This window comes from Agrobacterium sp. NPDC058088 (assembly GCF_042885035.1).
Classification (GTDB): Bacteria; Pseudomonadota; Alphaproteobacteria; order Rhizobiales; family Rhizobiaceae; genus Agrobacterium.
In genome coordinates this window covers 602883-627673 of sequence record NZ_JBHVSU010000003.1, presented here as the reverse complement: position 1 = coordinate 627673, position 24791 = coordinate 602883, and the positions used below count along the sequence as shown (strand labels likewise).

The window sequence follows — 24791 nt, the reverse complement described above, 5'->3', positions numbered from 1 at the left end:
AAAGAGTCAAGCAACAGACTGCCGCTCATCAACAGTTTGCACGGGAAGACAGGATTCTGCCCTTGCAGCGTTTCATCTCGCCGTTAAAACGGAATTGTCCGCTCGCTGCCGTTCTTCTCACGAGAACCGATGAGCCACGGACATCAGGGTTTTGGAGGAAACCGCCGATGATCGCCAGCATTCTGATTGCCGTGGTTGCGGCCATCCATATCTACATCGTCATTCTGGAAATGCTGCTGTGGGAAAAGCCCGCTGGCCGCAAGGCCTTCGGTCTTTCGGCGGACTTTGCCCGGCAGACCAAGGTTCTTGCCGCCAATCAGGGGCTTTATAACGGGTTTCTGGCAGCCGGGCTGATCTATGGGCTCATGCAGGGCGATGCCGGGCTGAGCTTCAAGGTGTTTTTCCTTATCTGCGTTCTGGTGGCCGGTATTTTCGGCGCCGTTACCGCCAATACAGTGAAAATCCTGTTCATTCAGGCGCTGCCCGCCGTTTTGGCGCTTGGCGCGCTCTGGATTGGAGTATGAACCGATGACCGCATGGAATGACAGCCGCGCCAAAGACGCCCTCAACCGGATATTCATGGTGGCAGTCGCAAGCGCCGATCCGGCGAAAGTGTTGCAACGGCATCTCCCCTCGCCGCCCAAGGGTCGCTGTGTAGTCGTCGGCGCAGGCAAAGCCTCAGCCGCCATGGCCGCCGCGCTGGAAACGGCATGGCCGCATGTTGATCTTTCCGGTGTGGTGGTCACCCGTTACGGCCATGCCGTCCCAACCTCACGCATCGAGATTATCGAGGCCTCCCATCCCGTACCCGATGATAAAAGTGCGGAAGCCGCGAAACGCATTCTCGCCGCCGTCGAGGGGCTGACAGCCGACGATATGGTGATCGCGCTGATTTCCGGTGGCGGTTCGGCGCTGATGGTGGCGCCAGCCCAAGGCATGACGCTTGCCGACAAGATGGCCGTCAATCGTGCTTTGCTTGCCAGCGGTGCGACGATTTCGGAAATGAACGCCGTGCGCAAGCACCTCTCCCGCATCAAGGGCGGGCGGCTGGCTTTGGCCGCCAAACCGGCCAAGGTAGTTTCGCTGCTGATTTCCGACGTACCGGGTGACGACCCCTCCGAGATCGCCTCCGGCCCGACGGTTGCCGATCCGAGCGACATTGAAACCGTACGGGAAATCGTCTCGCGTTATGCGCTCGACCTTCCCGAAACCGTACGCAGGGTTCTGGAAAAAGGCGAGGAAACACCGAAGGCCGGCGATATCGACGAGGATGTCAGGATGATCGCGGCCCCCTCGCTTGCCCTGCAGGCAGCGGCGGAAGAGGCTGAGAAGCTTGGTCTTACGCCACTCATCCTCGGTGATTCACTGGAAGGCGAGTCCAAAGATGTCGGCGCCGTCATGGCCGGCATCGCCCTTTCCGCCAGCCGCAAGGGCTTGCCGGTCAAAGGCCCGGCCGTGCTGCTTTCCGGCGGCGAAACCACGGTCACGCTGAACAGGGGAGTTGGCGGCAAGGGACCGGCCGGCAAGGGTGGCCGCAACACGGAGTTTCTGCTGAGCCTTGCGTTGACGCTGAAGGGTGCGGACGGCATCTGGGCCATTGCCGGCGATAGCGACGGCATAGATGGCGTGGAGGATGCGGCAGGTGCCGTGGTGACACCGGATACGCTTGCCCGCATGCGCGCAGCCAGTATCGATCCGCGTCAGTCGCTCGTAAACCACGACAGTTACACCGCCTTCAAAGCGGTCGGCGATCTTGTCGTGACCGGTCCAACGCTGACCAATGTGAATGATATCAGGGCGATTTTGATCGGGTAGGCTTGATAGCGACCACCGTGTAACGGTGTTTTTTAATGCGGCCTGTCGATAGGATACAGGCCGCAAAAAGTCTTGAGTATTAGAGCTTTACCCAGCCGCCATTGTTTTTGCCGGACTCAATGCAGGCCGTGACGAAAGCGACGCCTTTGACCCCGTCATCCACGGTCGGATAAACCACGGCCTTGTCCAGCGACGAGCCGTCGCGGCGCGCCTCGATGGCGTGGGCCGCTTCCGTATAGATGGTGGCAAATGCTTCGAGGTAGCCTTCCGGGTGGCCCGATGGAATGCGGGTGACGCGTGCTGCGGCAGCCCCTGCGCCTGCACCGCCGCGGGTGATCAACTGTTTCGGCTCGCCGAGTTTCGTGAACCAGAGATAGTTCGGATCGGCCTGGGTCCATTCGATGCCAGCCTTGTCACCATACACACGAACTTTCAGCCCGTTTTCATGACCGACCGCAACCTGGCTGCACCAGAGCAACCCCTTGGCCGCCTGCTTGCCGTCCTTCGGCTTGAAGCGAAGCATCACATGCGCGTTGTCATCCAGCCGGCGGCCTTCGACGAAGGTGTGCACATCTGCCGCCAGCTCGTCGACTTCCAGACCGGAAATGAAGCAGCCGAGATTATAGGCGTGTGTTCCGATATCGCCGGTGGAACCGCCTGCACCCGATTGGGCCGGGTCCGTGCGCCAGACGGCCTGTTTCGCGCCCGTCTGCTCAATGGGTTCCGCCAACCAGTCCTGCGGATACTCCATCTGCACCAAACGGATCGTACCGAGAGCGCCCGACTCCACCAGTTCGCGCGCATGCCGCACCATCGGATAACCGGTGTAGTTATGCGTCAGGATGAACAGCGCATCGGCCTTGTCGGCCACGTCTTTCAGCTTCTTCGCGTCTTCCAGATTGGAAGTCAGCGGCTTGTCGCAGATGACATGGATGCCGCGTTCCAGAAACGCTTTCGCCGCCGGATAATGCACATGATTGGGCGTGACGATCGCAACCGCCTCGATACCATCCTCGCGCAGCGCTTCCTTCTCGGCCATTTCCTCGAACGAGCCGTAGCAACGCTCGGCGTCCAGTCCCAATTCACGGCCGGAAGCGAGAGATTTTTCCGGTGTCGATGACAGGGCCCCTGCCACGAGATCGAAGCGGTTGTCGAGCCGCGCCGCCATGCGGTGAACGCCGCCGATGAATGCGCCAGAACCACCACCTACCATGCCAAGGCGAATCCGCTTGTTCGCCCTGTCGGTTGTCTTTCCTTCAATAGCCATAATATTTCCCCTGCAATGCCTTCAAAGCCCAAGCATACGGCGGTTGGCCGCATCGTCGGTGCCACCGGATGCGAAATCATCAAAGGCTTTTTCCGTGACGCGGATGATGTGCGCCTTGACGAATTCAGCTCCTTCGCGGGCACCATCTTCAGGATGTTTCAGCGCGCATTCCCACTCGACCACAGCCCAGCCGTCGAAATCATTGGCGGCCATTTTTGAGAAGATCGCGCCGAAATCCACCTGTCCATCACCCAGCGAACGGAAGCGGCCAGCCCGCTCCACCCAGCCCTGGTACCCACCGTAAACGCCCTGCCGCCCGGTCGGATTGAACTCCGCATCCTTGACGTGGAACATCTTGATGCGGTCTTTGTAGATGTCGATATTGTCGAGATAGTCGAGGCATTGCAGCACGTAATGCGAGGGGTCGTAGAGCATGTTGGCGCGGGGGTGGTTCTTTACGCGCTCCAGGAACATTTCAAACGTCACGCCGTCGTGCAGATCCTCACCCGGATGAATTTCGTAGCAGACGTCAACGCCCTGCTCATCGGCATAATCGAGGATCGGCGTCCAGCGTTTCGCCAGCTCGTCAAAGGCGGTTTCCACCAGACCGGCCGGGCGCTGCGGCCACGGGTAGACGAAAGGCCAGGCCAGCGCGCCGGAAAACGTCGCATGCGCCTTGATGCCGAGGTTTCTTGAGGCTTTCAGCGCAAACTTTACCTGCTCCACCGCCCATTCCTGGCGTGCCTTGGGGTTGCCACGCACTTCCGGTGCAGCAAAACCGTCAAAGGCTTCGTCGTAGGCAGGGTGAACGGCAACGAGCTGACCCTGAAGGTGCGTGGAAAGCTCGGTGACTTCCACGCCATTCTGGCGCGCAACACCGGCAAATTCGTCGCAATAATCTTTCGATTCCGCCGCTTTTTTGAGATCGATCAGCTGGCCCGCCCAGCTTGGCACCTGCACACCGGCATAGCCTTTTTCCGCTGCCCATTTGGTAATGCTGTCCCAGCTGTTGAAGGGAGCAACATCGCCGGCAAACTGGCCGAGAAAAAGACCCGGCCCCTTGATCGTTCTCATTAAAATCTCCTCCTGCATCGATACAGTTACGCGGTTGCCCGCTCAACTTCCCAAGCGCCAAGCTAACCGCTCGTGATTTTCAGACAAGCCCCAAAAGCGAAGGGGCAAGAGAATTTCGGCATTTCACCCCGAACATCCTGGCACTTAAAGCGCCAGTCCGCTTGCCCTGTCGAAGACGTGCACCCGCTCATGATGAACGCTGGCAGCAAAGGGCGTGTTGACCTTCACCGGCTGCTCGCCATCCACCACTGCCGTGACCTGATCGCCCGCCAATTCGAAGACCACATGGGTCTGTGCGCCCGTCGGCTCCACCAGCACCGTCCGTCCGGAGAGCGAGATATCGCCGCCGATCGCCGAACCGATATGTTCGGGACGAAGCCCGATCGTCACCGGTTGGCCGCGCTTGACCTTGCGGGAGGCGGCAATGCGGATCGCGGTTCCGTCCTTCAGCCGGGCGGCGGGCTGGTCGCCCTCGCCATCGACCACACCTTCGATGAGGTTCATCGCGGGTGAACCGATGAAGGCGGCGACGAAGAGGTTGGCCGGGGTCTTGTAGAGTTCCAGCGGCGTGCCTTGCTGTTCGATGCGGCCGTGATTGAGCACCACCACCCGGTCCGCCAGCGTCATCGCCTCGATCTGGTCATGGGTGACATAGATGGAGGTCGTGCCGACCTTCTGGTGCAGCGCCTTGATTTCGCTGCGCATCTGCACGCGCAGCTTGGCATCGAGGTTAGAGAGCGGCTCATCGAACAGGAAGACAGCGGGGTTGCGAACGACAGCGCGGCCCATGGCGACACGCTGGCGCTGGCCGCCGGAAAGCTGCGACGGCTTGCGGTCCAGCAGCTTGCCGAGATCGAGCATGCGGGCGGCTTCCGCCACGCGCTCCTCGATGACGTTTTTCGGCTGGCCGGCAAGCTTCAGATTGAAGCCCATGTTTTCAGCCACCGTCATATGCGGATAAAGCGCGTAGGACTGAAACACCATGGCGATGTTGCGCTCGCGCGGCGTCATGCCGTTGACCACCTTGTCGCCGATGAGAATATCGCCATCGGTGATTTCCTCCAGCCCGGCGATCATGCGCAGCAGGGTGGATTTGCCGCAACCGGAGGGGCCGACCAGCGCGATGAATTCCCCATCGGCAATATCGAGCGAGATGCCGTGAATGACATCAAGCGCGGCATAGGACTTGCGGATACCCTTAAGTTCAACGGAAGCCATGTTTTGCTCCTTTCACGTCACGATTTGACGGCACCGGCCGTCAGGCCCGCGATGATGTGTTTCTGTGCGAGGAAGAAGACGATGACGGTCGGCAGGATCGTCAGCGTGATGAAAGCGAGCACAAGCTGCCATTCCGTGCCGAACTCACCGCGATAAACCATGATGCCCAGCGGCCAGGGATATTTCGATTCCGAATTCAGCATGATCAGCGGCAGGATGTAGCTGTTCCAGCTGCCGACGAAAGAGACGATGCCAACAGTCGCCACGATCGGCCGCGAAAGCGGCACGGAAATGTGCCAGAAGAAGCGCAGATACCCGCAGCCATCCACAAAGGCTGCCTGAAACAACTCGTCCGGCAGGTTACGGAAATAATTGCGGAACAAGAGAATGCTCATGCCCAGCCCGAAGGCCACCTGCGGCAGCACCACGCCCCAATAGGTATCGAGCAGGCCAAGATCGCGAATGCGGATGAAAAGCGGCAGGATGGCGGTGGCCGCCGGAAACATCAGACCCAGAAGGAAATAGTTGAGCAGGAAGGACGAGCCAAAAAACTTCACATGCGCGAAAGTGAAGGCGGCCATGGCCGAGACGGTCAGCGTCAAGAATACCGTCAGCAGTGCGATGACGAGCGAATTGAATATTTGCAGCCAGTACCGTTTTCCGAAGAGAATATCGCCGTAATTGGCCCATTGCCATTCGGCCGGAATGCCAAACGGGTTGACGCGCAGGTCTCCCAGCGTCTTGAAGCCGCCAAGGGCCGTTGTCAGAAGCGGGATTAGCACGATGGCTGCAATAAGGCTCAGCGATATATAGAGATAAAGCTTGGTTTGCAGCGGCATGCGGACGGAAGTGGATGTGTCAGTCATGGCGCATGAAAATCCTTTTGTAACCGAAGGCGAGCGTCACGCAGATAATGAAGAGAACGACGCCGACCGCGCTGCCAAGCCCCACCTGCATGCGCATGACGCCATAGGTGTAAAGGAACGTGACCATGGTCTGCGTAGAGTTGGACGGGCCGCCGCCGGTGAGCGGCATGATCATGTCGAACAGCTGCAATGAGCCGATGACCGCAAAGAAGACAGAAAGGCGAACCGTGGAGCCGAGCATCGGCAGCGTGACGTAACGGAACTTTTGCCAGCCGGACGCGCCGTCGATTTCAGCCGCTTCCAATACGTTCTTGTCGACAGACTGAAGACCGGCGATGAACAGCATCATGTGGAAGCCGAAATACTTCCAGACGATGACGCCAAGCACGGCATAGATCGCCACATCCTTGTCAGCCAGCACATAGGGATTGGCAAAACCGAAGAAATTGGAGATGGCGGCAAAGAGGCCATAGTCGCCATCATAAACGAAGCGCCAGATCAGGCCCGCTGCGACATCCGCCAGAACGTAAGGCAGAAAGAATACCAGCCGGAAGGCAACGACACCGGGAATGCGGTGCGCCAGCATCATGGCAAGCCAGATCGCAAGCGGTATCTGAATCAAGATCGAGATGAGGATGATGAGGCCGTTATTGAGCAGAGCCTGCGAAAAGGCGGCATTTCCGAACAGGACCTGGAAATTCTTCAAACCGACGAAATCGGTCGGCGTGCCGTAACCGTTCCAGCGGTAAAGACTGTACCACGCCGCCTCGCCCATGGGCAGAATGACGAACAGGGTAAAGAGCAGCAGCGCCGGCGGCAGGAAGACCAACAGGGTCAGCGCCCGGTCATGCGCGACTGAACTTTGCTTGCGCTTGGCCCTTGAAGCGCTGCGCGCCGGTATGGACGCAGAAGTCATGGAAATATCCGTCATCTCTATCCGCTTTCATGGAGGCAGAGTGGCAGCGCCGCACCTGTCGGCGCTGCCATGGAAACCGTCAGATCAACGCAGTTCGAAAGCGTCCTGAATCTGCTGGGCGCCCTCTTCAGGCGTCATCTGGCCGGAAACGATCTCGACTGAGATATCGTTGACGACACGGCCGACGGCGGCGCCGAGCGTCTGGTCAAAGAAGTTCTGGTGCCAGGTGGAGGAGGCCAACTGCTTGGCGGAATCTGCCAGCAGCGGGTTCTTGACCGCGCCGGCGGCACCCGTGGCAACCGGCAGGATCATACCGGCGGCGGCCATTTTCTCTTCGCTTTCCTTGCTGGTCAGGAAGGCGGCGAAATCGATCGCTTCCTTCGAGGCGTTCTTGGTAAGCGCCCAGCCGTTCAGCCCGCCCAGCGTATCGGTGGCCTTGCCGGCACCGCCTTCGACAACCGGGAAAGCGAAGCGACCGATATTTTCAGGGGCCAGCCCCTTGCCGTCACCGGCGTTCTTGCGCTGGTTCGCTTCGGTATTGTCAAAGCCGAGAATGATCGCAGCCTTGCCGTCACCAAATACGCCAAGAGCCTGCGGCCATGTCGCGCCGAGATAACCCGGCTGGAAGGGTTCGAGCTTGCCAAATTCGGCCAGTTGCTCACCAGCCTTGATGATTGTCGGGTCCATAAAGCCTTCGCCTTCGCCCTTGCGGGCTGCGTCAAAGACGGCTTGGCCGCCATTTCGCATCACGAGATAGCTCCAGTAGAAATGAATCGGCCATTTCTCGCCACCGCCACCGGCGATCGGCACGATGCCCGCATCCTTGATCTTCTTGACCGTGGCGTTGAAATCAGCCCAGGTCTTGATGTCTTCAGCCTTCACACCCGCCTTGGCGAACAACTCCTTGTTATAAAAGAAGCTGACGAGGCTGACGCGATACGGCACGGCCCAGATCTTGCCATCAAAAGAAAGACCATCAATTGCGGAGGCATTATAGGCCTGACGCAGCTTGCCGCCATCGGCATCGAAAACCTCGGTCAGATCCTTCAATGCGCCAGTCTTGGACTGTTCCTCAAGAACCCCGCCACCCCAGCTGTAGAAAAAGTCGGGCACGTCGTTTGACTGCAGCAGCGTCGGCAATTTTGCCTTGAAGGCCTCGTTTTCGAGGAACTGCAGTTGAACGTCGACATCAGGGTGTTTGGCCTCATACTCCTTGGCAATCTCCTCCCAGACAGCCACGGATTTGGGATCCAATTCCACATGCATCCATTTTACGACCGTCGCAGCCGAAGCGCTCGCTGCGCCGAGCATGAGAGCAATACTTGTCGTTGTGGCAAAGCTTACCAGCCTGCCGCTCAGGCTTGCGCCTGCGTGCCAAATCGTCATGATGGTGATCCTCCCTGGGGATATCCTCATTTATTCCCCGATGCGGATTAATTCATATCAGGGTTCGCTCATTGTCAAGGCACGATGCCGATTTTTTGCGCTTTGCGCTTGACACACCCCTCCCTTGCACCGTTATTTAATCCGTATTCCGATATAAATCGGAGACGACATTGATCGCAGCAGGACCCCATGAAGACCGCAGACCCAGAATTGATGCGCGCGATCAACAGGCTGAGCGTGCTCGACAGTATTCGCCGGCACGGACCTATCTCCCGAGTAGAGATCAGCGAACGCACCCAGCTCTCCACCACGACCGTTTCGGCCATCACCGCCTCACTGCTGGATGACGGGCTGATCCTCACCCGCCATCTCGGCGACATCAGGACGGAAGGTGGACGTGGCAGACCGCGCGTGATGCTGGAACTGAACCCGGATGCCGCCCGCGTCGTGGGGGCAAAGATCGCCGCCAACCGCATGGTGTTCGTCGTTACCGATTTCTGCGGAAATGTCCTTTCTACCCTCGCTTTGCCAATCCGTGTCGATCGCCAGCCGATCGGTGTCATCGCCGATCTTGTCGAGGACGGCGTTCGCCGTTGCGTGGTCGACGCGGGCTTTTCGCTTGAGGATGTGGACATGGTCTGTCTCGGCCTGCCCGGCGTCATCGAGCATCGCACGGGGAAAATCCGCAGCAGCCCGATCCTGCGGGAGGTGAACGTCAATTTCGCCGAGGAAATGACGGCAAGACTGAATTCGCCGACGATTATCGAAAGCGATGCCCACGCCATCACGCTGGCTCACCACTGGTTCGGTCACGCACGTGATCTCGAAGACATGGTATTGATTTCACTGGAACAAACCCTCGGGCTTGGCGTGCTGCATCAAAACCAGCTGTTTCGCGGCGCGGGCGGCCTCAGCCACAATCTCGGTGACCTCGTCATCGGACTTGCCAATGAAGGCACGGTGCGGCTGGCGAGCCAGGCGGGCGAAAACGCCATTTTAGGCTCGCGCCCGGCCGACGGACGCTTCTCCGAAGCGATCCGGCTCGGCCGCGGCATGCAGCATGCCCATGCACTGATTGCGGCTGAAGACCACGATCTCATCACGGCCGCCTTGCGCGCCGGTGCCGCCCTCGGCCTGACACTAGCCAATATCGTCACGCTGTTTGCGCCGCCACGGGTCATAATCACCGGCTCCAGCCTCGAACTTGGCGAGCCTTTCATCACCAGCATTCGCAACAACTACAACGCCGCCGTGCCGCCATCTCTGGCCGGTGTGGCGGAACTGGTTTTCGATGTTGCGAGCGACGAATTGTGGGCGCAGGGGGCCGCGGCCGTTGCGCTTTACGAACTTTACGAATCGCCATGGAACACAACCGGGCCGGCGCTCTAACCCGCAGGGGTGAGCACAGGCCCAGGCATTTCTGATTTACGGGAGGAATTACATGAACAAGGTCGGTATCGGCATCATCGGCTGCGGAAACATCTCCAGCGCCTATCTCAAGGCCATGGCGTCGTTTCCCATTCTCGACATTCGTGGTCTTGCGGATATGAACGAGGAGGCCGCAAGGGCGCGGGCGGATGAATTTGGCCTCCAGGCAAAAAGCATCGACGCACTTCTCGCCGATCCCTCGGTGGAGATCATCGTCAATCTGACGATCCCCAAGGCGCATGTGGAAGTGGGGCTGCGCGCGCTCGAGGCGGGTAAGCACGCCTATTCCGAAAAACCACTCGGCATTAATTTCGCCGAAGGCAAACGCCTTGCGGATGCGGCAAAGGCCAAAGGCCTGCGCATCGGTTCGGCGCCGGATACCTTCCTCGGCGGCGGCCACCAGACAGCGCGCCGGTTGATCGACGAAGGTGTGCTTGGCCAGCCTGTGGGCGGCACCGCCACCTTCATGTGCCCCGGCCACGAGCGCTGGCACCCCAACCCCGCCTTTTATTATGAGGTCGGCGGCGGACCGATGCTGGATATGGGTCCCTATTACATCACCGATCTCGTCAACCTGCTCGGCCCCGTCGCCAAGGTGGCAGGTTTCGCCATCGCGCCGCGCAACGAGCGCCTCATCACCAGCGAGCCGAAGAACGGCGAAAAAATTCCCGTTCATGTTGCCACCCATGTCTCCGGGGTTCTCGCCTTCGAGAACGGCGCTGTGGTGCAGGTGGGCATGAGCTTCGATGTGGCGGGTCACAAGCATGTGCCGCTGGAACTCTACGGCACCGAGGGTACGCTGATCGTGCCCGATCCCAACCATTTCGGCGGCGAGGTGCAATTGCTGAAAAAGGGCGGCCAGTTCGAGACGCAGGCGCTATCATCTCCGTATGCCGACGGCAATTACCGGTCCATCGGTGTGGCGGACATGGCCCATGCGATCCGCGAAAACCGCCCGCACCGCGCCAATGGCGATCTTGCCCTGCATGTGCTGGAAGTCATGGAAGCCTTCCAGACGGCGTCAGACAGCGGCACCGCCGTTTCCATCACCACCAAGGCGGAGCGCCCTGCCCCGCTCGAAACATCGCTGGTCGACGGCCAGCTCGGCAAATAATCCCGAGGAGGAAATAAATGCGCGAAGCACTCATCGTCTGGGGCGGCTGGAGCGGCCACGAACCGCAGGAATGCGCCACCATCGTCAAGGATATTCTGGAAGAGGATGGCTTCAAGGTCTATGTGGAGCACTCAACGGAGGCTTTTGCAGATCCTTCGGTGCATGATCTGAGCCTTGTTGTGCCTATTGTCACCATGTCGAAGATCGAGAAGGAGGAGATCAAGAACCTGACGGCTGCCGTCGAAAACGGTGTCGGCATTGCCGGTTTTCATGGTGGTGCGGGTGACAGTTTCCGCGAATGCGTGGAATACCAGTTCATGATTGGCGGGCAATGGGTCGCCCATCCCGGCAATATCATCGATTACACCGTCAACATCACGCGCCCCGACGACCCGCTGATGGAGGGAGTTTCCGATTTCCCCTATACGTCGGAGCAATATTACATGCATGTCGACCCATCGAACGAGGTTCTGGCAACAACGAAATTCACCGGCGATCACGCGTGGTGGATCGACGGCGTGGTGATGCCGGTGGTCTGGAAACGCAAATACGGCAAGGGCCGCGTCTTCTATTCGGCACTCGGCCATCAGGCCAAGGAATTTTCCGTGCCGCAGATGAAAACCATGTTCCGCCGCGGTGCCAACTGGGCGGCGCGGTGAGGTTCTCGGGAGTCCTCTCTCCACGCGACCTGATCCTCGGCCTTGTGCCGAGGATCTAACCACGTATTGAAAATTAATCGGCAGCAGATGCTCGGGAAGGCCCGAACATGACGGAGAGTCGGTTTTTATGTTGCCGACGAGCCGAGGGGACGCTCCCTCAACCCCGAACGATGTCTTCCGCCGCCATCGCCGCGCCCAGCACGTGGTCATCTGTGCCATGGAGACCGGAAAGTAGCAGGCCGACTGGCATGCCCGCATCCCCGGTTCCGCAAGGGATCGAAACGCCGCAGAGATCGAAAAAATTGCCGATCTGGGTGTTGCGCAGAGTTTTCGCATTCATGACGAAAAAGGCTTCATCGTCATCGAGAAGCGGCGCGACCTTGGCCGCAACATGCGGCAGTGTCGGCGACACCAGCAGTTCTTGCCCGCCGATCATGCCGGCAAACGCCGCCGTCATGCGTTCGCGCGCCTCGATGATGGCGATATAATCAGGCATGGAAATATTGGCCCCGAGCTTCGTTCGCGCAACCACGCGTGGGTCCATGCGCGCGGCATCCGCACCTTCCAGCCGTATCTTGTGCAGAGCAAAGGCTTCCGCCGTTACCAACGCGCCCTTTTCTTTGATAAGATCGAACAACTCCGAAAAAATGGGAAGTGCCTGCCGCCGCACCGAAGCACCGGCGCGGACAAGACGTTCCACCGCCTGCTCGAAGGCGGTGGCCACGCCATCCTCTATGCCATCGAAAAATACCGTTTCCGGCACCACCAGTGAAAGGCCGGAAAGAGGCGCGCGCTGGAGGTCTGCCGCCGCCTTGCCGCGCATGGCGGCATCCACCCAGACGGCATCCTGCACGGTGTGCGTGATCGGCCCGAGCGAATCGAGGCTTTTCGCCAAGGGATAAACGCCACGCATCGAATAACGGCCGCGGCTTGCCTTGTAGCCCACCACGCCGTTGAAGGCGGCCGGGATACGCACCGATCCGCCGGTATCGGTGCCGATCGCCACCGGCACCAGACCGGCGGCGACACTGACGCCGGCACCGGACGAAGAGCCGCCCGGTAGACGGTGACCATCCTTGGAAGCAGGATTGCCGGGCGTGCCATAATGCGGATTGATGCCGAGACCGGAAAATGCGAACTCGCTCATATTGGTGCGGCCAATGCAGACCATACCCGCCTGTTTCAAGGCCGTCACCACATCCGCATCGCGAAGCGCAGGTGCATCATCTGCAAGCACCGTCGATCCGGCGCTGGTCGCCATGCCTTCGAGATCAAAGAGATCCTTCCAGGCCACAGGAATGCCATCAAGCATCCCACAGGAGCGGCCCTCGTCAATGCGTCTGGACGCGGCTTCCGCCTCCGCCATGGCCCGCGCGGCCGTCAACTCGACAAAAATGGTCGGATCGCCGTTATTACCGATCGCATCCAGCGTCTCCTCCGCCAAAGCGCGCGGATCGAGATGGCCGCTCTGGATGAGAACGGAGAGCTGCGCAATATTCTTGCCTTTGTGAGCCATGATATCTTCCCTGAACGCGGCATATTGCGGACAAGATGCCGTTTCTTGACCGGTTGGCAAGGTCAATCGTCGCGCTATTGACGGCCCATACGCCCGCTTGGACAGCGTGGCGGAAACCACAGGTTTTGGAGTTTATCCCTGATGGTTCGTCTCTAACCTCCGATTTTTTCAACCTGAGGTGATCCAAAACCAATTCATATATAAGCTACGACTATAAAAAGACGGATTAATTCTTAATCGCCTCTAAACTTTGTTGAATTATTTAGCAGACAGCATTGAAACGCATGCCCTATAAAACTCCATAAAACAATTATAACGCGACATCGCGGGGGACTATCGCGAATGGAAGAGACTGCCTATCGCGGGACAGATAGACAGGTTGAACCGGGCCACACGCTTCGCTCGCCAACGCAGCCGGAAACAGGCCGGTTTTCGTGGCGGCGGTCGCTCGCCAGCAAGATAACCCTGATATTCCTGGGCGGCGTGATCTTTTCCTACAGCATTGGCGCGCTCGTCGGCTGGTACATGTTCGTCGCTGCCGCCAGCGAACAATGGCTCAACCAGGCTCGCGTCAATTCGCAGATCGCCAGCGCCACGCTGCGCAGCATCTATACCTATGTCAGTGTCACCGCCGATACGGACGGACAGGTCACCGGCATATTGACCGATAAACCGATCGGCGACGACGGATCCATTCTCGTTACCGGCTTCAATCCGAGCGACGTTCTCGCTCTCATCGGCGCGCAGACGAAAAATGCCGTCTGGCTTTTCCGTTATGACGAAGGCGATTCCGGTTTCAGGCAGATCGCCGCGGCCTTCGACAACGCCACCGACGACGATGAGAAACCGCTCGCCACCGATCCGATCTTTTCCAGAGACGCAGTCGCCGCACGTTTTTCCACCGGTTTTGCCACCATCGGTGACTCCAGCCATTATATCGGCCTGCTGCCGATCATCAGTACGGAAACGAAAAAACCCATCGGCGCGGTCGCCGTCAGCATCGGCCGTTCGGACGCGCTTTACGGCGCTCAACGCAAGCTGATCTATAATTCGCTCGCTGCGCTGATCGTGGTCCTGACCGTTACGGGCGTGCTTGTGACCGTCATTGCCCGGCATTTCCTCAAACCGGTCCCGGCGCTGGTGCAGGCAACACTTCGAATTGCCCGTGAGGAAACCGATGTCGTCACACCTTTTCAGGAAAGGCGGGACGAAATCGGCGATATGGCAACCGCCATCGAAACGCTGCGTGAGGCGGTTCTGGAACGCGGACGTCTGCGGCAGATACGCGATATGGCGCAGCAGCTCGAACATATGGCCCATCACGATGCGCTGACCGGGTTGCCCAACCGCGTGCTGCTGATGAAGACGCTGGAAAACCGCCTGGAGCAATTGTCGGTGTCCGGCCAGCCCTTCAATGTCATGCTGCTCGATCTCGACCGCTTCAAGGCCGTCAATGACACGCTGGGACATGCCGCCGGTGACGCCTTGCTGGTGGCAGTGGCTTCGCGTATTTCTTCCGTGCTCGCTGAAAACGACACGGTGTGCCGCCTCGGCGGCGACGAATTCGCGATCATACAACCGACAAACGGTGACTGCGAGAGCGATGCGGCGATGCTGGCCGCCCGGGTGGTGCATGCGGTCTCGCGCAGTTTCAGCCTGGAAGGCAGCGCCATCGGCATCGATACCAGCATCGGCATCGCCTGCGCACCGCGCCACGGCACATCCGCCACGCAGCTTCTGCAACATGCCGATCTCGGCCTTTACCGGGCGAAATCCATGGGTTGCGGTTATTTCGTGTTTTACGAACCGGGTATGGACATGGCAGCGCAGCACAAGCATGCGCTGGAAATAGACATGAAATCCGCACTCGAAAACCAGGAATTCGAGCTGCATTACCAGCCCGTGGTCAACCTGCAGAGCGGCCGGATCGTCGCTTATGAGGCACTGGCCCGCTGGCGGCATAGCAAACTCGGCCTCATCACGCCGGACCGCTTCATCACCCTTGCTGAAGAAAACAACTTCATCAAGCCGTTGGGTGAATGGGTGCTGGCGCAGGCCTGTGCGGATGCGATGAACTGGCCGAAAGATATCCGGCTTGCCGTCAATCTGTCCGCCGTCCAGCTCTCCAACGACGATATCGTCCCTGTTGTCGACCGGGCGCTGGAAACATCCGGCTTCCCGGCCGAGCGGCTGGAACTGGAAGTGACGGAAACCGCGATACTGGAGCGCGACAGCAGCGCGAGAGCGTTGAAACTACTGAAGGAAAGAGGCGTCCGCCTCGCGCTTGACGATTTCGGCACCGGTTATGCCGGGCTCAGCACGCTGACGCATGTTGCCTTCGACAAGATCAAGATCGACCGCGAATTCGTCTCCGGCCTGCCCGCCAATCCCATGTGTTCGGCCATCGTCAACACCATCATCGACATGGCCGAGCAGATCGGCCTGAAGGTGACCGCCGAGGGGGTCGAAAACGACGAGCAGGTTGAAGCGCTCAAGCTTGCCGGATGCGACGAGGCACAGGGCTATTATTTTGCCGAGCCCGCACCGCTTGCCCACATTCTCAAGAGCCGCGCCGTCCTTGCTCCATCTCCGAAAAACGGTCCGGACATCGTTGGCCGATCGACACCAAATGCCTATTGCCCGAAGCAGAAAGCGATTTGAGAAACCGGCCGCAGGCCAAAGGATATAAAATGCGCCTTCCAGTATTTTGCCTTTTACTCACATGCTTTGTTCCCGTTACACCCGTTGAAGCCGCCGGCGACGTCGACACGCTGCAGCGGATTGCCAAAACCGCAAAAATCCGCATCGGCTATCGGGAGGCGGAGCCGCCCTTCTCCTATCAACTGCCTGATGGTGAGGTCACCGGTTTCTCGACGGACCTCTGTCGGGCGATCAGCGAGGATATCCGCAGCAAGCTTAAACTCGACAAGATCGAGCTTGAATATGTCAAGGCAACGCCTGCGACCCGCTTCATCCTTGTCCGCAGCGGGCAGATCGACATTGAATGCGCCGCCACGACCAATAATAGCGAACGGCGCAAGATCGTCGATTTCTCCTATCCCAATTTCATGACCGCAACGCAGTTTCTCTCGCGCAAGCAGGACAATCTGAAAAGCCTTGCAGATCTCGCCGGAAGGTCTGTCACATCCGCCTCTGGCACCGTCAATATCGAACAACTCAACGCCGTGAACAGGGCGAAGAACCTCAATATCTCTGTCATGCCGACAAAGACCAACGAGGAAGCCTTCGAACTGGTGGTCGCAGGAAAGGCCTCCGCCTTTGTGATGGACGGCATATTGCTGGCGGCACTGGCGGCGACATCGGAGAAGCCTGACCTTTATGCGCTGTCGGAAGAAACGTTGAGCGCGCCTGAACCCTACGGCCTCGTGTTCCGGCGCAACGACCCGGCTTTTAAGGCGGCGGTCAATGAAAGCCTGAGACACATCTTCACCGGGCCGGATATTCACGGTCTCTATGAAAAATGGTTCACCAAACCCATTCCTCCAAACGGGATGAACCTGAACCTGCCGATGGCCGCATCACTCAAGCAGGCCTATGAGAACCCGAGCGAATACCAGGATTGAGAGCTTAAAGCGTCTATCTGCAATGATTTTCATGACGATGTTTTGACAGATTATTTTGGCTGGAGATGAGCGATGCAGAGATCGACATTATGGCTTTTGTTTTTTTTCGTCAGTCTTCTGCCCGCCCAGGCGGCCAGCGACAGTGCTCAACCGCCGACGCTTGAAACGATTGCCAGAACCGGTACCATCAGGCTCGGTTACGCGGACCACAACGTACCCTTTTCCTATCTCGGAACAGGCCCGGAGCCGATCGGATACAGTATCGAGCTCTGCATGAGAGTGGCGGATTCCATCAAGAAAAAGCTGGACCTGCCGGAACTGAAGGTCGAGTTCGTCAAGCGCACTCCCAGCAATCGTATTACCCTTCTCAACGACGGCACGATGGACATGGAATGCGTGGCGAGCACGAACACGGAAGAAAGACGCAAGGCCGTGTGGTTTTCCTACAGCCACTTCATTACCGGCACGCGCTATGTGGCGCTGAAATCGAGCGGCCTGAACACAGTCGCAGATCTCGCCGGCCGAACGGTGGTCGTGACGACCGGAACCATCAATATCAGCCAGCTGAACGTACTCAACCGCAGGCTGGGGCTGAATGTTGCTGTCCTGCAAAATGACAGCACCGAAGGCAGTTTCGAGATGGTGACGGAAAATCGCGCCTCGGCCTTCGTGATGGACGACATTCTTCTGCGGTCCTTCGTCGCCGGAACAGGCAAGCCGGAAGACTATGTCATATCAGACGAATATCTCGCCCCGCCACAGCCCTATGGCCTGATGCTGCGGCACGGCGATACCGGTTTCCGGGATGCCGTCAACGAAGCGCTGGGGCAAATCTATGCCAGCGGCGAGATCGAGACGATCTACAACAAATGGTTCAATGCGCCGATCCCACCCAACGGCGTCAACCTCAAGCGCCCATTGCCCAGCGATCTGGCGGAGGTATTTAAACGGCCGGTCGATACGACGGCAGAATAGAAACAAAAAGCCGCCCGATAAAGGGCGGCTTTTATCTCGAAATGCCTTCAGGCAGCGCGCAGATCAGCACCGAGCGGAATTTCTACATCGATCTCGAGGATGGAGAAATGCTCATCCCGGTCCATCTTCACATGCACACGGTCGCCGTCTATCTGCACATGCTTGGCGATGACGGCTAGAATCTCTTCCCGCAGAATGGCGACAAGATCTGTTCCCGACGACGCCCTTTCGTGGGCGAGCAGCACTTGCAGACGTTCACGCGCAAGCGGCGCCGACTTCTGTTTGCGGAAGATAGCGAAGATGCTCATGCAGCCCTCCTTGCGAAGATCTTGGAGAAGATGCCACGCTTCTCGCCCGGTATAACGACCGGAATTTCCTCGCCGGAGAGGCGGCGGGCAGCGTCGAAATAGGCCTTGGCAGGCGGGCAGGCGGCATCCGCCAGCGTGACAGGTGCACCCACGTTGGAAGCGCGCAGCACATCCGTGCTTTCCGGAATGATGCCGAGCAGCGGAATGGAGAGGATTTCGAGAACGTCGTCGACCTTCAGCATGTCGCCGCGTTCGGCGCGGGCCGAATCGTAACGCGTCAGGAGCAGGTGCTTCTCCATCCGCTCGCCGCGTTCTGCCTTCAACGTCTTGGAATCGAGCAGGCCGATGATACGGTCGCTATCGCGTACCGAAGAGACCTCCGGATTGGTGACGACGACGGCCACATCCGCATGGCGCATGGCCAGCGTCGCGCCGCGTTCGATACCGGCCGGGCTGTCGCAGATCACCCAGTCGAAGTGCTTCTTTAACTCGTTGATGACCCATTCGACGCCTTCCGGCGTCAGATTGTCCTTATCGCGCGTCTGCGAGGCGGGCAGGAGGAACAGCGTCTCAAGGCGCTTGTCGCGGATCAGCGCCTGCGTCAGCTTGGCATCGCCCTGGATGACGTTGACGAGATCGTAAACCACGCGGCGTTCAGCACCCATGACGAGATCGAGGTTACGCAGGCCGACATCAAAATCGACAACCACGACCTTTTCCTTGTTCTGCGCCAATGCGGCGCCAAGCGCTGCGGTCGAGGTGGTCTTGCCGACCCCGCCCTTGCCGGAAGTTACAACGACTACCTTCCCCATATGGCTCTCTCCTGTTCCTGTGTGTTTATCTGTTATCAGCCGAGTTTCGCGGCCTTGATCGTATCGTTTTCCAGCCAGAGCTGAACGGGCTGGCCCCGCAGCTTGTCATCAATGTCCTCGGCCACCTTGTAGACCCCGTCGATGGCCAGGAGCTCCGCTTCGAGCTTGCGGCAAAAGATGCGTGCCGACGTATTGCCGAGCGAACCGGCCATGGCCCGCCCGCGCAGCGCGCCGTAAATATGCACCGAACCACCGGCGATGATTTCCGCCCCAGAAGCAACCGAACCGATGACGGTCACGTCACCCTCGGGAAACATGATCGACTGACCGGAGCGCACCGGCTCATTAATGACCAGCGACTGCACGACGGCGCGGACTTCGCCCGCAGCACGTGGTTTGTCTTCCGGCAATTCCGCAGCGGCTGCGACCGGCTCCACCTCGACATCGGAAGCTGGCTTGCCACCCTTCAGCGACGGCGGCATGCCCGGCTCAATCATCGACGGGCGAACACCCTCGATGCCCATGATGCCGACATTGCGCTCCGTCAGCGCCGCCAGTAGTTCCTTCAGACCCGCTTTGTCGAGCGACAGCTCCGAGACGTCGAGAACGACCGGCCGCGACAGGAAGAAGCCGGCCGAACGGGCGGCCAGATCATCAAGCCTTTCCAGCCACTGATCGACCGGAGATTCGGGGGACAGGACGACCGCGAGGAAGGAGCGGCCTTTGATACGGATCGAACGCTGGTCTGTTAGCACTTTGGTCATCTTGGTAAACAAATCGTTGACAATTAGGTACCTCGAATATGGTTAACAAATAGTTAACGCCATCCCCGAAGCAGCGAATTCGTTAATAAAATTCCGCCCCCAGAGGTCTTCAGGCAAAACATTCAAAAACAGCTGTTACATCTTGAATTCATGTCATTGCCTCGCGAACGAAGACAAATGATAGCAGCGCATCCTTGCTGCAAGCTGACGCCTTCTTGCGGCAAGCCGCCGCCACCTCCCCCTACTCTTCCGGCTCGACTCGCGAGCTTCGCCCAGCGTCCGATTCTGGAACACCGTCCTTCCAGCACTCGGGAGCCAACCATCTGCTTCCGGCGGCTGAAAAGCGATTCCGTTATGTCTCCCGATGCTGTAGATACGAGCCATATCAAGAGTTCCAACGGAAGAATGAGATGCACAGCAAAGTCCCGCCGCAGACCCAGATTTTTTCGCAAGAGTTTGCGGCCTTCCTGTTCGACATGGATGGAACGCTGGTCAATTCGATCGCCGTCGTCGAGCGTGTATGGCGGGAATGGGCCGTTGCAAACGGCATCGAGCCGAATGCTTTCCTGCAGCGCATTCACGGCATGCGGGCATCGGAGGTGATCCGTCGCGAGGCGGTTCCCGGACTTGATGTAGATGCAGAGGCCGACGCGATATTGCGCGCCGAGATGGATGATGTGGACGGCATTATCCAGATACCCGGCGCCGCGGCCTTCCTTGCGTCTTTGCCGGCGGGAAAATGGGCAATCGTCACCTCAGCCGTGCGTGAACTGGCGGAGCGGCGGCTCGCCGCGGCCGGCATCACCCCTCCGCCCGTCATGATCTGCGCAGACGATGTGGTCAACGGCAAGCCAGATCCCGAAGGTTACCGAAAAGCCGCCGAGAAGCTTGGCGTTACGCCGGAAAGCTGCGTGGTCTTTGAGGACGCGCCCGCAGGCATTGAGGCGGGAGAACGCATGGGCGCCGCGGTGGTGGTCATCAACGTGACCCATTCCCACCCGATCGAAACGCCGTATCTTTCCATCGGCGGTTACGGTGAGCTGGGTGTCGTGAAGAACGAGAATGGTGGCCTGAAGCTGATCAGCGGCAAAGTCTGACGATCTGCCGCCGACCGCCGACCGGGTGACCCGCCCTCAAACATAACCTATGAGCTTTTCCAAAACGGCTAATTGACAGCCCCGAATAAATGCGTCCTAATAAAATTGGTAAGACCATCTTACCGCTTGCGCGAATGGGGGGAGACCTTCGCGCTGGGAGGGACATCATGTTTGTGGCTCTGGAGCCGCGCCGCCTTTACCGGCTGGTCGCGGAACAAATTCGCTTACTCATCGAAAGCGGAGAACTGACCGAAGGTCAGCGCCTGCCGGCGGAACGGGACCTTGCCGAACGCTTCGGCGTATCGCGCCCGACGGTTCGTGAAGCGCTTATCGTTCTGGAAGTGGAAGGCCACATCCATATTCGCATGGGTTCGGGCGTCTATGTCAGTGCAGCCGGCAAACAGGCCAGGGAAAAGCCGCCGGTGCCGGATGCCCATGGGCCGTTCGAAATCCTGCAAGCGCGCTGCATCATAGAAAGCGCAATTGCGGAAGAAGCCGCGCGGCTCGCCACGCCGCAATGCATCGTCAAGCTGGACGACATTATCGAGCGCATGGCCGGCTCCCTCGACAATTCGCCACAGGCGCTCAATCTCGACCGGGCCTTCCACACGGCAATTGCCGATATAATCGGAAATTCGGCACTGAACCGCTTTACCGGCCTGATCTATGACGAACGCAGCCTTTCGCCCTATTTCCAGAAGCTCGCCAGCTATTTCGAGGGTCCGCATACATGGATCCTCGCGGTCCAGGAGCACCGGGTGATCCGTGACGCCATTGCCGCCAACGACCCGGAAGGTGCGCGTGAGGCGATGCGACAGCATCTGACGCTGTCGCAAAAGAGATTTTCCGAAAGTTTCGGGGAGGAAACGATCGGAGAAGAGTAACCGCGCCACAACCGGCGACGGGAAAAACAGAAATCTGGCTTTAATTCGGGAGGAGTTAAGAATGAAAATCAGATTGTCGACTTTGATGGGCGCAACAGCCGCCATCCTGCTTTCCGCCTTGGCGGCACAGGCGCAGACCACGCTGAAATGGGCGCATGTCTACGAGACCTCCGAACCGTTCCACACCGATTCGGTCTGGGCGGCGGAAGAGATCGCCAAGCGTACCGAGGGCCGCTACAAGATCGATGTCTTTCCGGCCTCGCAGCTCGGCAAGGAAGCTGATATCAATCAAGGCCTGAAGATCGGTACGGTTGATATCATCATTTCCGGCTCAAGCTTTGCTGCGCGAGACTTCAAGCCGATCGGCGTCACCTACTTCCCCTATATCTTTCGCGACCCGAGCCATCTGATCGCCTATACCAAAAGCGATATCTTCAAGCGGCTCGCCAAAGGTTATGAGGACAAAACCGGCAACCACATCGCCGCCGTCAGCTATTACGGCACGCGCCACACCACCTCGAACAAACCGATCGCCACCTGCGCAGATATGGCCGGGCTGAAGATGCGCGTTCCCGACGTCCCTGCCTATCTCGCCATGCCGCGCGCCTGCGGCGCGAACACCACGCCGATTGCCTTCGCGGAAGTCTATCTGGCGCTCCAGAACGGCACCGTCGATGCGCAGGAAAACCCGCTGACAACCATCGAGGCGAAGAAGTTCTTCGAAGTGCAGAAGAACATCGTGCTCACGGGCCATATCGTCGATCACCTCAACACGGTGGTCTCTAAGAACCTGTGGTCCAAGCTGTCAGATGAAGACAAAAAAATCTTCACAGATGTCATGCAGGAAGCCGCCGTGCGGACCACTAAGACCATCGATGAACGCGAGAAAGGCCTTGTGGAAGACTTCAAGAAACGCGGCCTGACGGTCGCTGAAGTCGACAAGGCCGACTTCGAGAAGAACGTTATCGCAAAAGTGAAGTTTGAGGACTTCGGTTACGACAAGGCCGACTGGGAAGCCATTCGCGCCGTCAAGTGAGCCAAGATCCGGTGCGGCCCCATTGCCGCACCGCCCTTTCTCTCCAGACGGGATATCTCAATGTCGCAGGAAATTCATACTCAGGTCACGCCTGAGGAACTCGCCCATACGTTCGACGAGGCGCCGCCGCAGGTCGATCTCAAGGTCTATTCATTCGAAGACTGGGTCACGCTGGGCCTTTTCTGGCTGATGACGGGCTGCGTGTTCCTTCAGTTCTTCACTCGATACGTGCTCAACAACAGTTACGCCTGGACGGAAGAAATCGCCGTCAACTGCCTGATCGGCGTGGTGTTTTTGGGGTCCGTCATGTGCGTGCGCATGTCGCGCCACATTCAGGTGGATGTGCTTTATCACTATGTGCCACCCCAGGTGGCCCGCGCGATGTCGATCCTCGTCGACGTGCTGCGCATCCTGTTCTTCGCCTACACCTCGTGGCTGATGTGGCGTTATCTGGAAATCGTCGCGGATGAGGAGATGGTCACCGTGGCGCTGCCGCGCAATATCGTTTTCTACACGGTTCTGGCCGCTTTCGTTTTGATGTTCTTCCGGTCCGTACAGGTCTTCATCGCCAATATGCAGCGCGGTTATTCCGTTCTGGAACGGCCCGAAGAATTCCAGAGCGCGGAGGATTGATCACATGCTGCTTCTCATCGGCTCATTTCTTCTATTGATGCTGATCGGCCTGCCTGTCGCCATCTCCATGGCTTCGGCGTCGCTGCTCTACATCGTGTTTTACAATGTCGCGCCCGATATCATCGCGGCGCAGCGCCTGATCGCTGGTGTGGAAAGCTTCCCGCTTCTGGCCGTTCCATTCTTCATCCTAGCCGGCAACTTGATGAATACGGCAGGCGTGACAGGACGTATCTATTCCTTCGCGGTGGCACTCGTCGGCTGGATGAAGGGTGGTCTAGCCCAGGTCAACATCATCGGTTCGGTGATCTTTTCCGGCATGTCTGGCACGGCACTTGCCGATGCCGCCGGCATCGGCACCATCGAAATCAAGGCCATGAAGGACCACGGTTATCCGGTCGAAGCGGCCGTCGGCGTCACTGCCGCTTCCGCAACGCTCGGCCCGATCTTCCCGCCATCGCTGCCCTTCGTCATCTACGGCATGATGGCCAATGTCTCCATCGGGGCATTGTTCATGGCAGGCATCATTCCCGGCGTCGTCATGACGCTTTTGATGATGATCACGGTCGCGGTCTTCGCCTATATCAAGGGCTGGGGCTCCGATACGCCGTTCAGCCTCAGAACCATCTTCGGCGCATCGATTGAAGTCTTCGTGGTGATGATGGTGCCGCTCGGCATCTATATCCTCACCGCATTCGGCCTTTCCCTAAACCTGTCGATCCTGATCGTGCTGGTCATCCTGCTCGCCTGCGACTGGTATTTCGACTTCTCCGCCGTGATGGCGCTGATGACGCCCGTGATCCTGATCGGCGGCATGACCATGGGCTGGTTCACACCGACGGAGGCAGCCGTCGCGGCCGTTCTCTGGTCACTGTTCCTCGGCCTCGTCCGTTACCGGACGATGACCTTCAAGACGCTGGCGAAATCGACCTTCGACACGATCGAAACCACCGCGTCCGTGCTCTTCATCGTTGCGGCTGCCTCGGTTTTCGCATGGCTGCTGACCGTCAGTCAGGCAGCGCAGCTTCTGTCGGCGGCGATCCTGACGATCACGGACAGCAAGTGGATTTTCCTAGTGCTGGTCAATCTGCTCATGCTGTTCGTGGGCTGCTTCCTCGATACGATTGCGGCCATCACCATCCTCGTGCCGATCCTTCTGCCGCTAGTGCTGCAGTTCCATATCGATCCGGTGCATTTCGGCCTTATCATCACCCTCAACCTGATGATCGGTCTGCTACACCCGCCGCTCGGCATGGTGCTGTTCGTGCTCTCGCGCGTGGCGAAACTCTCCGTCGAACGCACGACCATCGCTATCCTGCCATGGCTGGTGCCTCTGTTCGTGGCGCTGCTGCTGATCACCTTCATTCCGGCAATCACCCTTTGGCTGCCGACCGAGATGGGCCTGATCCGCTGACGTAAACATCATTGCCCGCGCGGTTCGC

Annotated in this window: 23 protein-coding genes; 13 read left to right on the top strand and 10 right to left on the bottom strand. The window is 58.8% G+C overall.

Going from position 1 to position 24791, the window contains the following annotated elements; all coding sequences use genetic code 11:
• The first annotated feature begins 167 nt into the window (after window positions 1–167).
• Together ACFVTJ_RS12835 and ACFVTJ_RS12830 are read left to right on the top strand one after the other, a co-directional pair.
• The gene (locus ACFVTJ_RS12835) at window positions 168–524 is read left to right on the top strand and encodes a DUF1304 domain-containing protein (RefSeq protein WP_386907892.1); all 357 of its coding nucleotides are present in this window, start codon (window positions 168–170) and stop codon (window positions 522–524) included.
• 4 nt (window positions 525–528) lie between these two features.
• Window positions 529–1815 (top strand): glycerate kinase, encoded by a 1287-nt coding sequence (locus ACFVTJ_RS12830; RefSeq protein WP_386907890.1) that lies wholly within the window; start codon window positions 529–531, stop codon window positions 1813–1815.
• 79 nt (window positions 1816–1894) lie between these two features.
• On the opposite strand, the gene ACFVTJ_RS12825 is transcribed toward ACFVTJ_RS12830, so the two are convergent.
• The 6 genes from ACFVTJ_RS12825 to ACFVTJ_RS12800 form a co-directional block, all read right to left on the bottom strand.
• Window positions 1895–3082, bottom strand: coding sequence for a Gfo/Idh/MocA family protein (locus ACFVTJ_RS12825; protein WP_386907888.1), 1188 nt, complete (start codon window positions 3080–3082; stop codon window positions 1895–1897).
• 21 nt (window positions 3083–3103) lie between these two features.
• Window positions 3104–4156: a sugar phosphate isomerase/epimerase family protein gene (locus tag ACFVTJ_RS12820; RefSeq protein ID WP_386907886.1), complete on the bottom strand. Its 1053-nt coding sequence runs from the start codon at window positions 4154–4156 to the stop codon at window positions 3104–3106.
• Between the two features lie 144 nt (window positions 4157–4300).
• Window positions 4301–5374 (bottom strand): ABC transporter ATP-binding protein, encoded by a 1074-nt coding sequence (locus ACFVTJ_RS12815; protein WP_386907884.1) that lies wholly within the window; start codon window positions 5372–5374, stop codon window positions 4301–4303.
• A gap of 17 nt (window positions 5375–5391) precedes the next feature.
• Window positions 5392–6240, bottom strand: a complete 849-nt coding sequence (locus ACFVTJ_RS12810) for a carbohydrate ABC transporter permease (RefSeq protein WP_004438848.1) — start codon at window positions 6238–6240, stop codon at window positions 5392–5394.
• On the bottom strand, window positions 6233–7171 hold the full coding sequence (locus tag ACFVTJ_RS12805) for a carbohydrate ABC transporter permease (protein ID WP_386907881.1): 939 nt from the start codon (window positions 7169–7171) through the stop codon (window positions 6233–6235). Before ACFVTJ_RS12805 ends, ACFVTJ_RS12810 begins: the two co-directional genes overlap by 8 nt.
• Before the next feature lie 69 nt (window positions 7172–7240).
• Entirely contained in the window at window positions 7241–8542 is a 1302-nt protein-coding gene (locus tag ACFVTJ_RS12800) for an extracellular solute-binding protein (RefSeq protein WP_386907879.1), read from the bottom strand.
• Window positions 8543–8731: 189 nt separating this feature from the next.
• On the opposite strand from ACFVTJ_RS12800, the gene ACFVTJ_RS12795 reads away from it, so the two are divergent.
• The 3 genes from ACFVTJ_RS12795 to ACFVTJ_RS12785 are packed head-to-tail and all read left to right on the top strand — an operon-like array spanning window position 8732 to window position 11743.
• Complete coding sequence (locus tag ACFVTJ_RS12795) at window positions 8732–9931, top strand: ROK family protein (RefSeq protein WP_386907877.1); 1200 nt, start codon at window positions 8732–8734, stop codon at window positions 9929–9931.
• Between the two features lie 52 nt (window positions 9932–9983).
• Complete coding sequence (locus ACFVTJ_RS12790) at window positions 9984–11084, top strand: Gfo/Idh/MocA family protein (protein WP_386907875.1); 1101 nt, start codon at window positions 9984–9986, stop codon at window positions 11082–11084.
• Between the two features lie 17 nt (window positions 11085–11101).
• The gene (locus tag ACFVTJ_RS12785) at window positions 11102–11743 is read left to right on the top strand and encodes a ThuA domain-containing protein (RefSeq protein WP_386907873.1); all 642 of its coding nucleotides are present in this window, start codon (window positions 11102–11104) and stop codon (window positions 11741–11743) included.
• A gap of 157 nt (window positions 11744–11900) precedes the next feature.
• On the opposite strand, the gene ACFVTJ_RS12780 is transcribed toward ACFVTJ_RS12785, so the two are convergent.
• Window positions 11901–13259: an amidase gene (locus ACFVTJ_RS12780; RefSeq protein WP_386907871.1), complete on the bottom strand. Its 1359-nt coding sequence runs from the start codon at window positions 13257–13259 to the stop codon at window positions 11901–11903.
• A 342-nt stretch (window positions 13260–13601) separates the two neighbouring features.
• On the opposite strand from ACFVTJ_RS12780, the gene ACFVTJ_RS12775 reads away from it, so the two are divergent.
• The 3 genes from ACFVTJ_RS12775 (at window position 13602) to ACFVTJ_RS12765 (ending at window position 17818) form a co-directional block, all read left to right on the top strand.
• Window positions 13602–15920 carry an EAL domain-containing protein gene (locus ACFVTJ_RS12775; protein ID WP_386907869.1) on the top strand — a complete coding sequence of 773 codons (2319 nt, stop codon included), beginning with the start codon at window positions 13602–13604 and terminating at the stop codon, window positions 15918–15920.
• Between the two features lie 29 nt (window positions 15921–15949).
• Window positions 15950–16843: an amino acid ABC transporter substrate-binding protein gene (locus ACFVTJ_RS12770; protein WP_386907867.1), complete on the top strand. Its 894-nt coding sequence runs from the start codon at window positions 15950–15952 to the stop codon at window positions 16841–16843.
• Window positions 16844–16915: 72 nt separating this feature from the next.
• Window positions 16916–17818 (top strand): amino acid ABC transporter substrate-binding protein, encoded by a 903-nt coding sequence (locus ACFVTJ_RS12765; protein WP_386907865.1) that lies wholly within the window; start codon window positions 16916–16918, stop codon window positions 17816–17818.
• A 47-nt stretch (window positions 17819–17865) separates the two neighbouring features.
• On the opposite strand, the gene minE is transcribed toward ACFVTJ_RS12765, so the two are convergent.
• The 3 genes from minE to minC are packed head-to-tail and all read right to left on the bottom strand — an operon-like array spanning window position 17866 to window position 19702.
• On the bottom strand, window positions 17866–18126 hold the full coding sequence (gene minE / locus ACFVTJ_RS12760; RefSeq protein WP_386907863.1) for a cell division topological specificity factor MinE: 261 nt from the start codon (window positions 18124–18126) through the stop codon (window positions 17866–17868).
• On the bottom strand, window positions 18123–18938 hold the full coding sequence (gene minD / locus ACFVTJ_RS12755; protein ID WP_386907861.1) for a septum site-determining protein MinD: 816 nt from the start codon (window positions 18936–18938) through the stop codon (window positions 18123–18125). Before minD ends, minE begins: the two co-directional genes overlap by 4 nt.
• A 35-nt stretch (window positions 18939–18973) precedes the next feature.
• Window positions 18974–19702, bottom strand: coding sequence for a septum site-determining protein MinC (minC, locus tag ACFVTJ_RS12750; protein ID WP_386907859.1), 729 nt, complete (start codon window positions 19700–19702; stop codon window positions 18974–18976).
• Window positions 19703–20112: 410 nt separating this feature from the next.
• Between minC and ACFVTJ_RS12745 the strand changes: the two genes are divergently transcribed.
• The 5 genes from ACFVTJ_RS12745 to ACFVTJ_RS12725 all read left to right on the top strand — a co-directional run bounded on the left by ACFVTJ_RS12745 (window position 20113) and on the right by ACFVTJ_RS12725 (window position 24763).
• Complete coding sequence (locus tag ACFVTJ_RS12745) at window positions 20113–20799, top strand: HAD family hydrolase (RefSeq protein WP_386907857.1); 687 nt, start codon at window positions 20113–20115, stop codon at window positions 20797–20799.
• A 167-nt stretch (window positions 20800–20966) separates the two neighbouring features.
• Complete coding sequence (locus ACFVTJ_RS12740) at window positions 20967–21683, top strand: FadR/GntR family transcriptional regulator (protein WP_386907855.1); 717 nt, start codon at window positions 20967–20969, stop codon at window positions 21681–21683.
• A gap of 61 nt (window positions 21684–21744) precedes the next feature.
• Window positions 21745–22719: a sialic acid TRAP transporter substrate-binding protein SiaP gene (locus ACFVTJ_RS12735; RefSeq protein WP_386907853.1), complete on the top strand. Its 975-nt coding sequence runs from the start codon at window positions 21745–21747 to the stop codon at window positions 22717–22719.
• Between the two features lie 60 nt (window positions 22720–22779).
• A complete protein-coding gene (locus ACFVTJ_RS12730) occupies window positions 22780–23352 on the top strand; it encodes a TRAP transporter small permease (protein WP_386907851.1) in 573 nt (190 codons plus the stop codon).
• A 4-nt stretch (window positions 23353–23356) separates the two neighbouring features.
• Window positions 23357–24763 carry a TRAP transporter large permease gene (locus ACFVTJ_RS12725; protein WP_386907849.1) on the top strand — a complete coding sequence of 469 codons (1407 nt, stop codon included), beginning with the start codon at window positions 23357–23359 and terminating at the stop codon, window positions 24761–24763.
• Window positions 24764–24791: the final 28 nt, after the last annotated feature.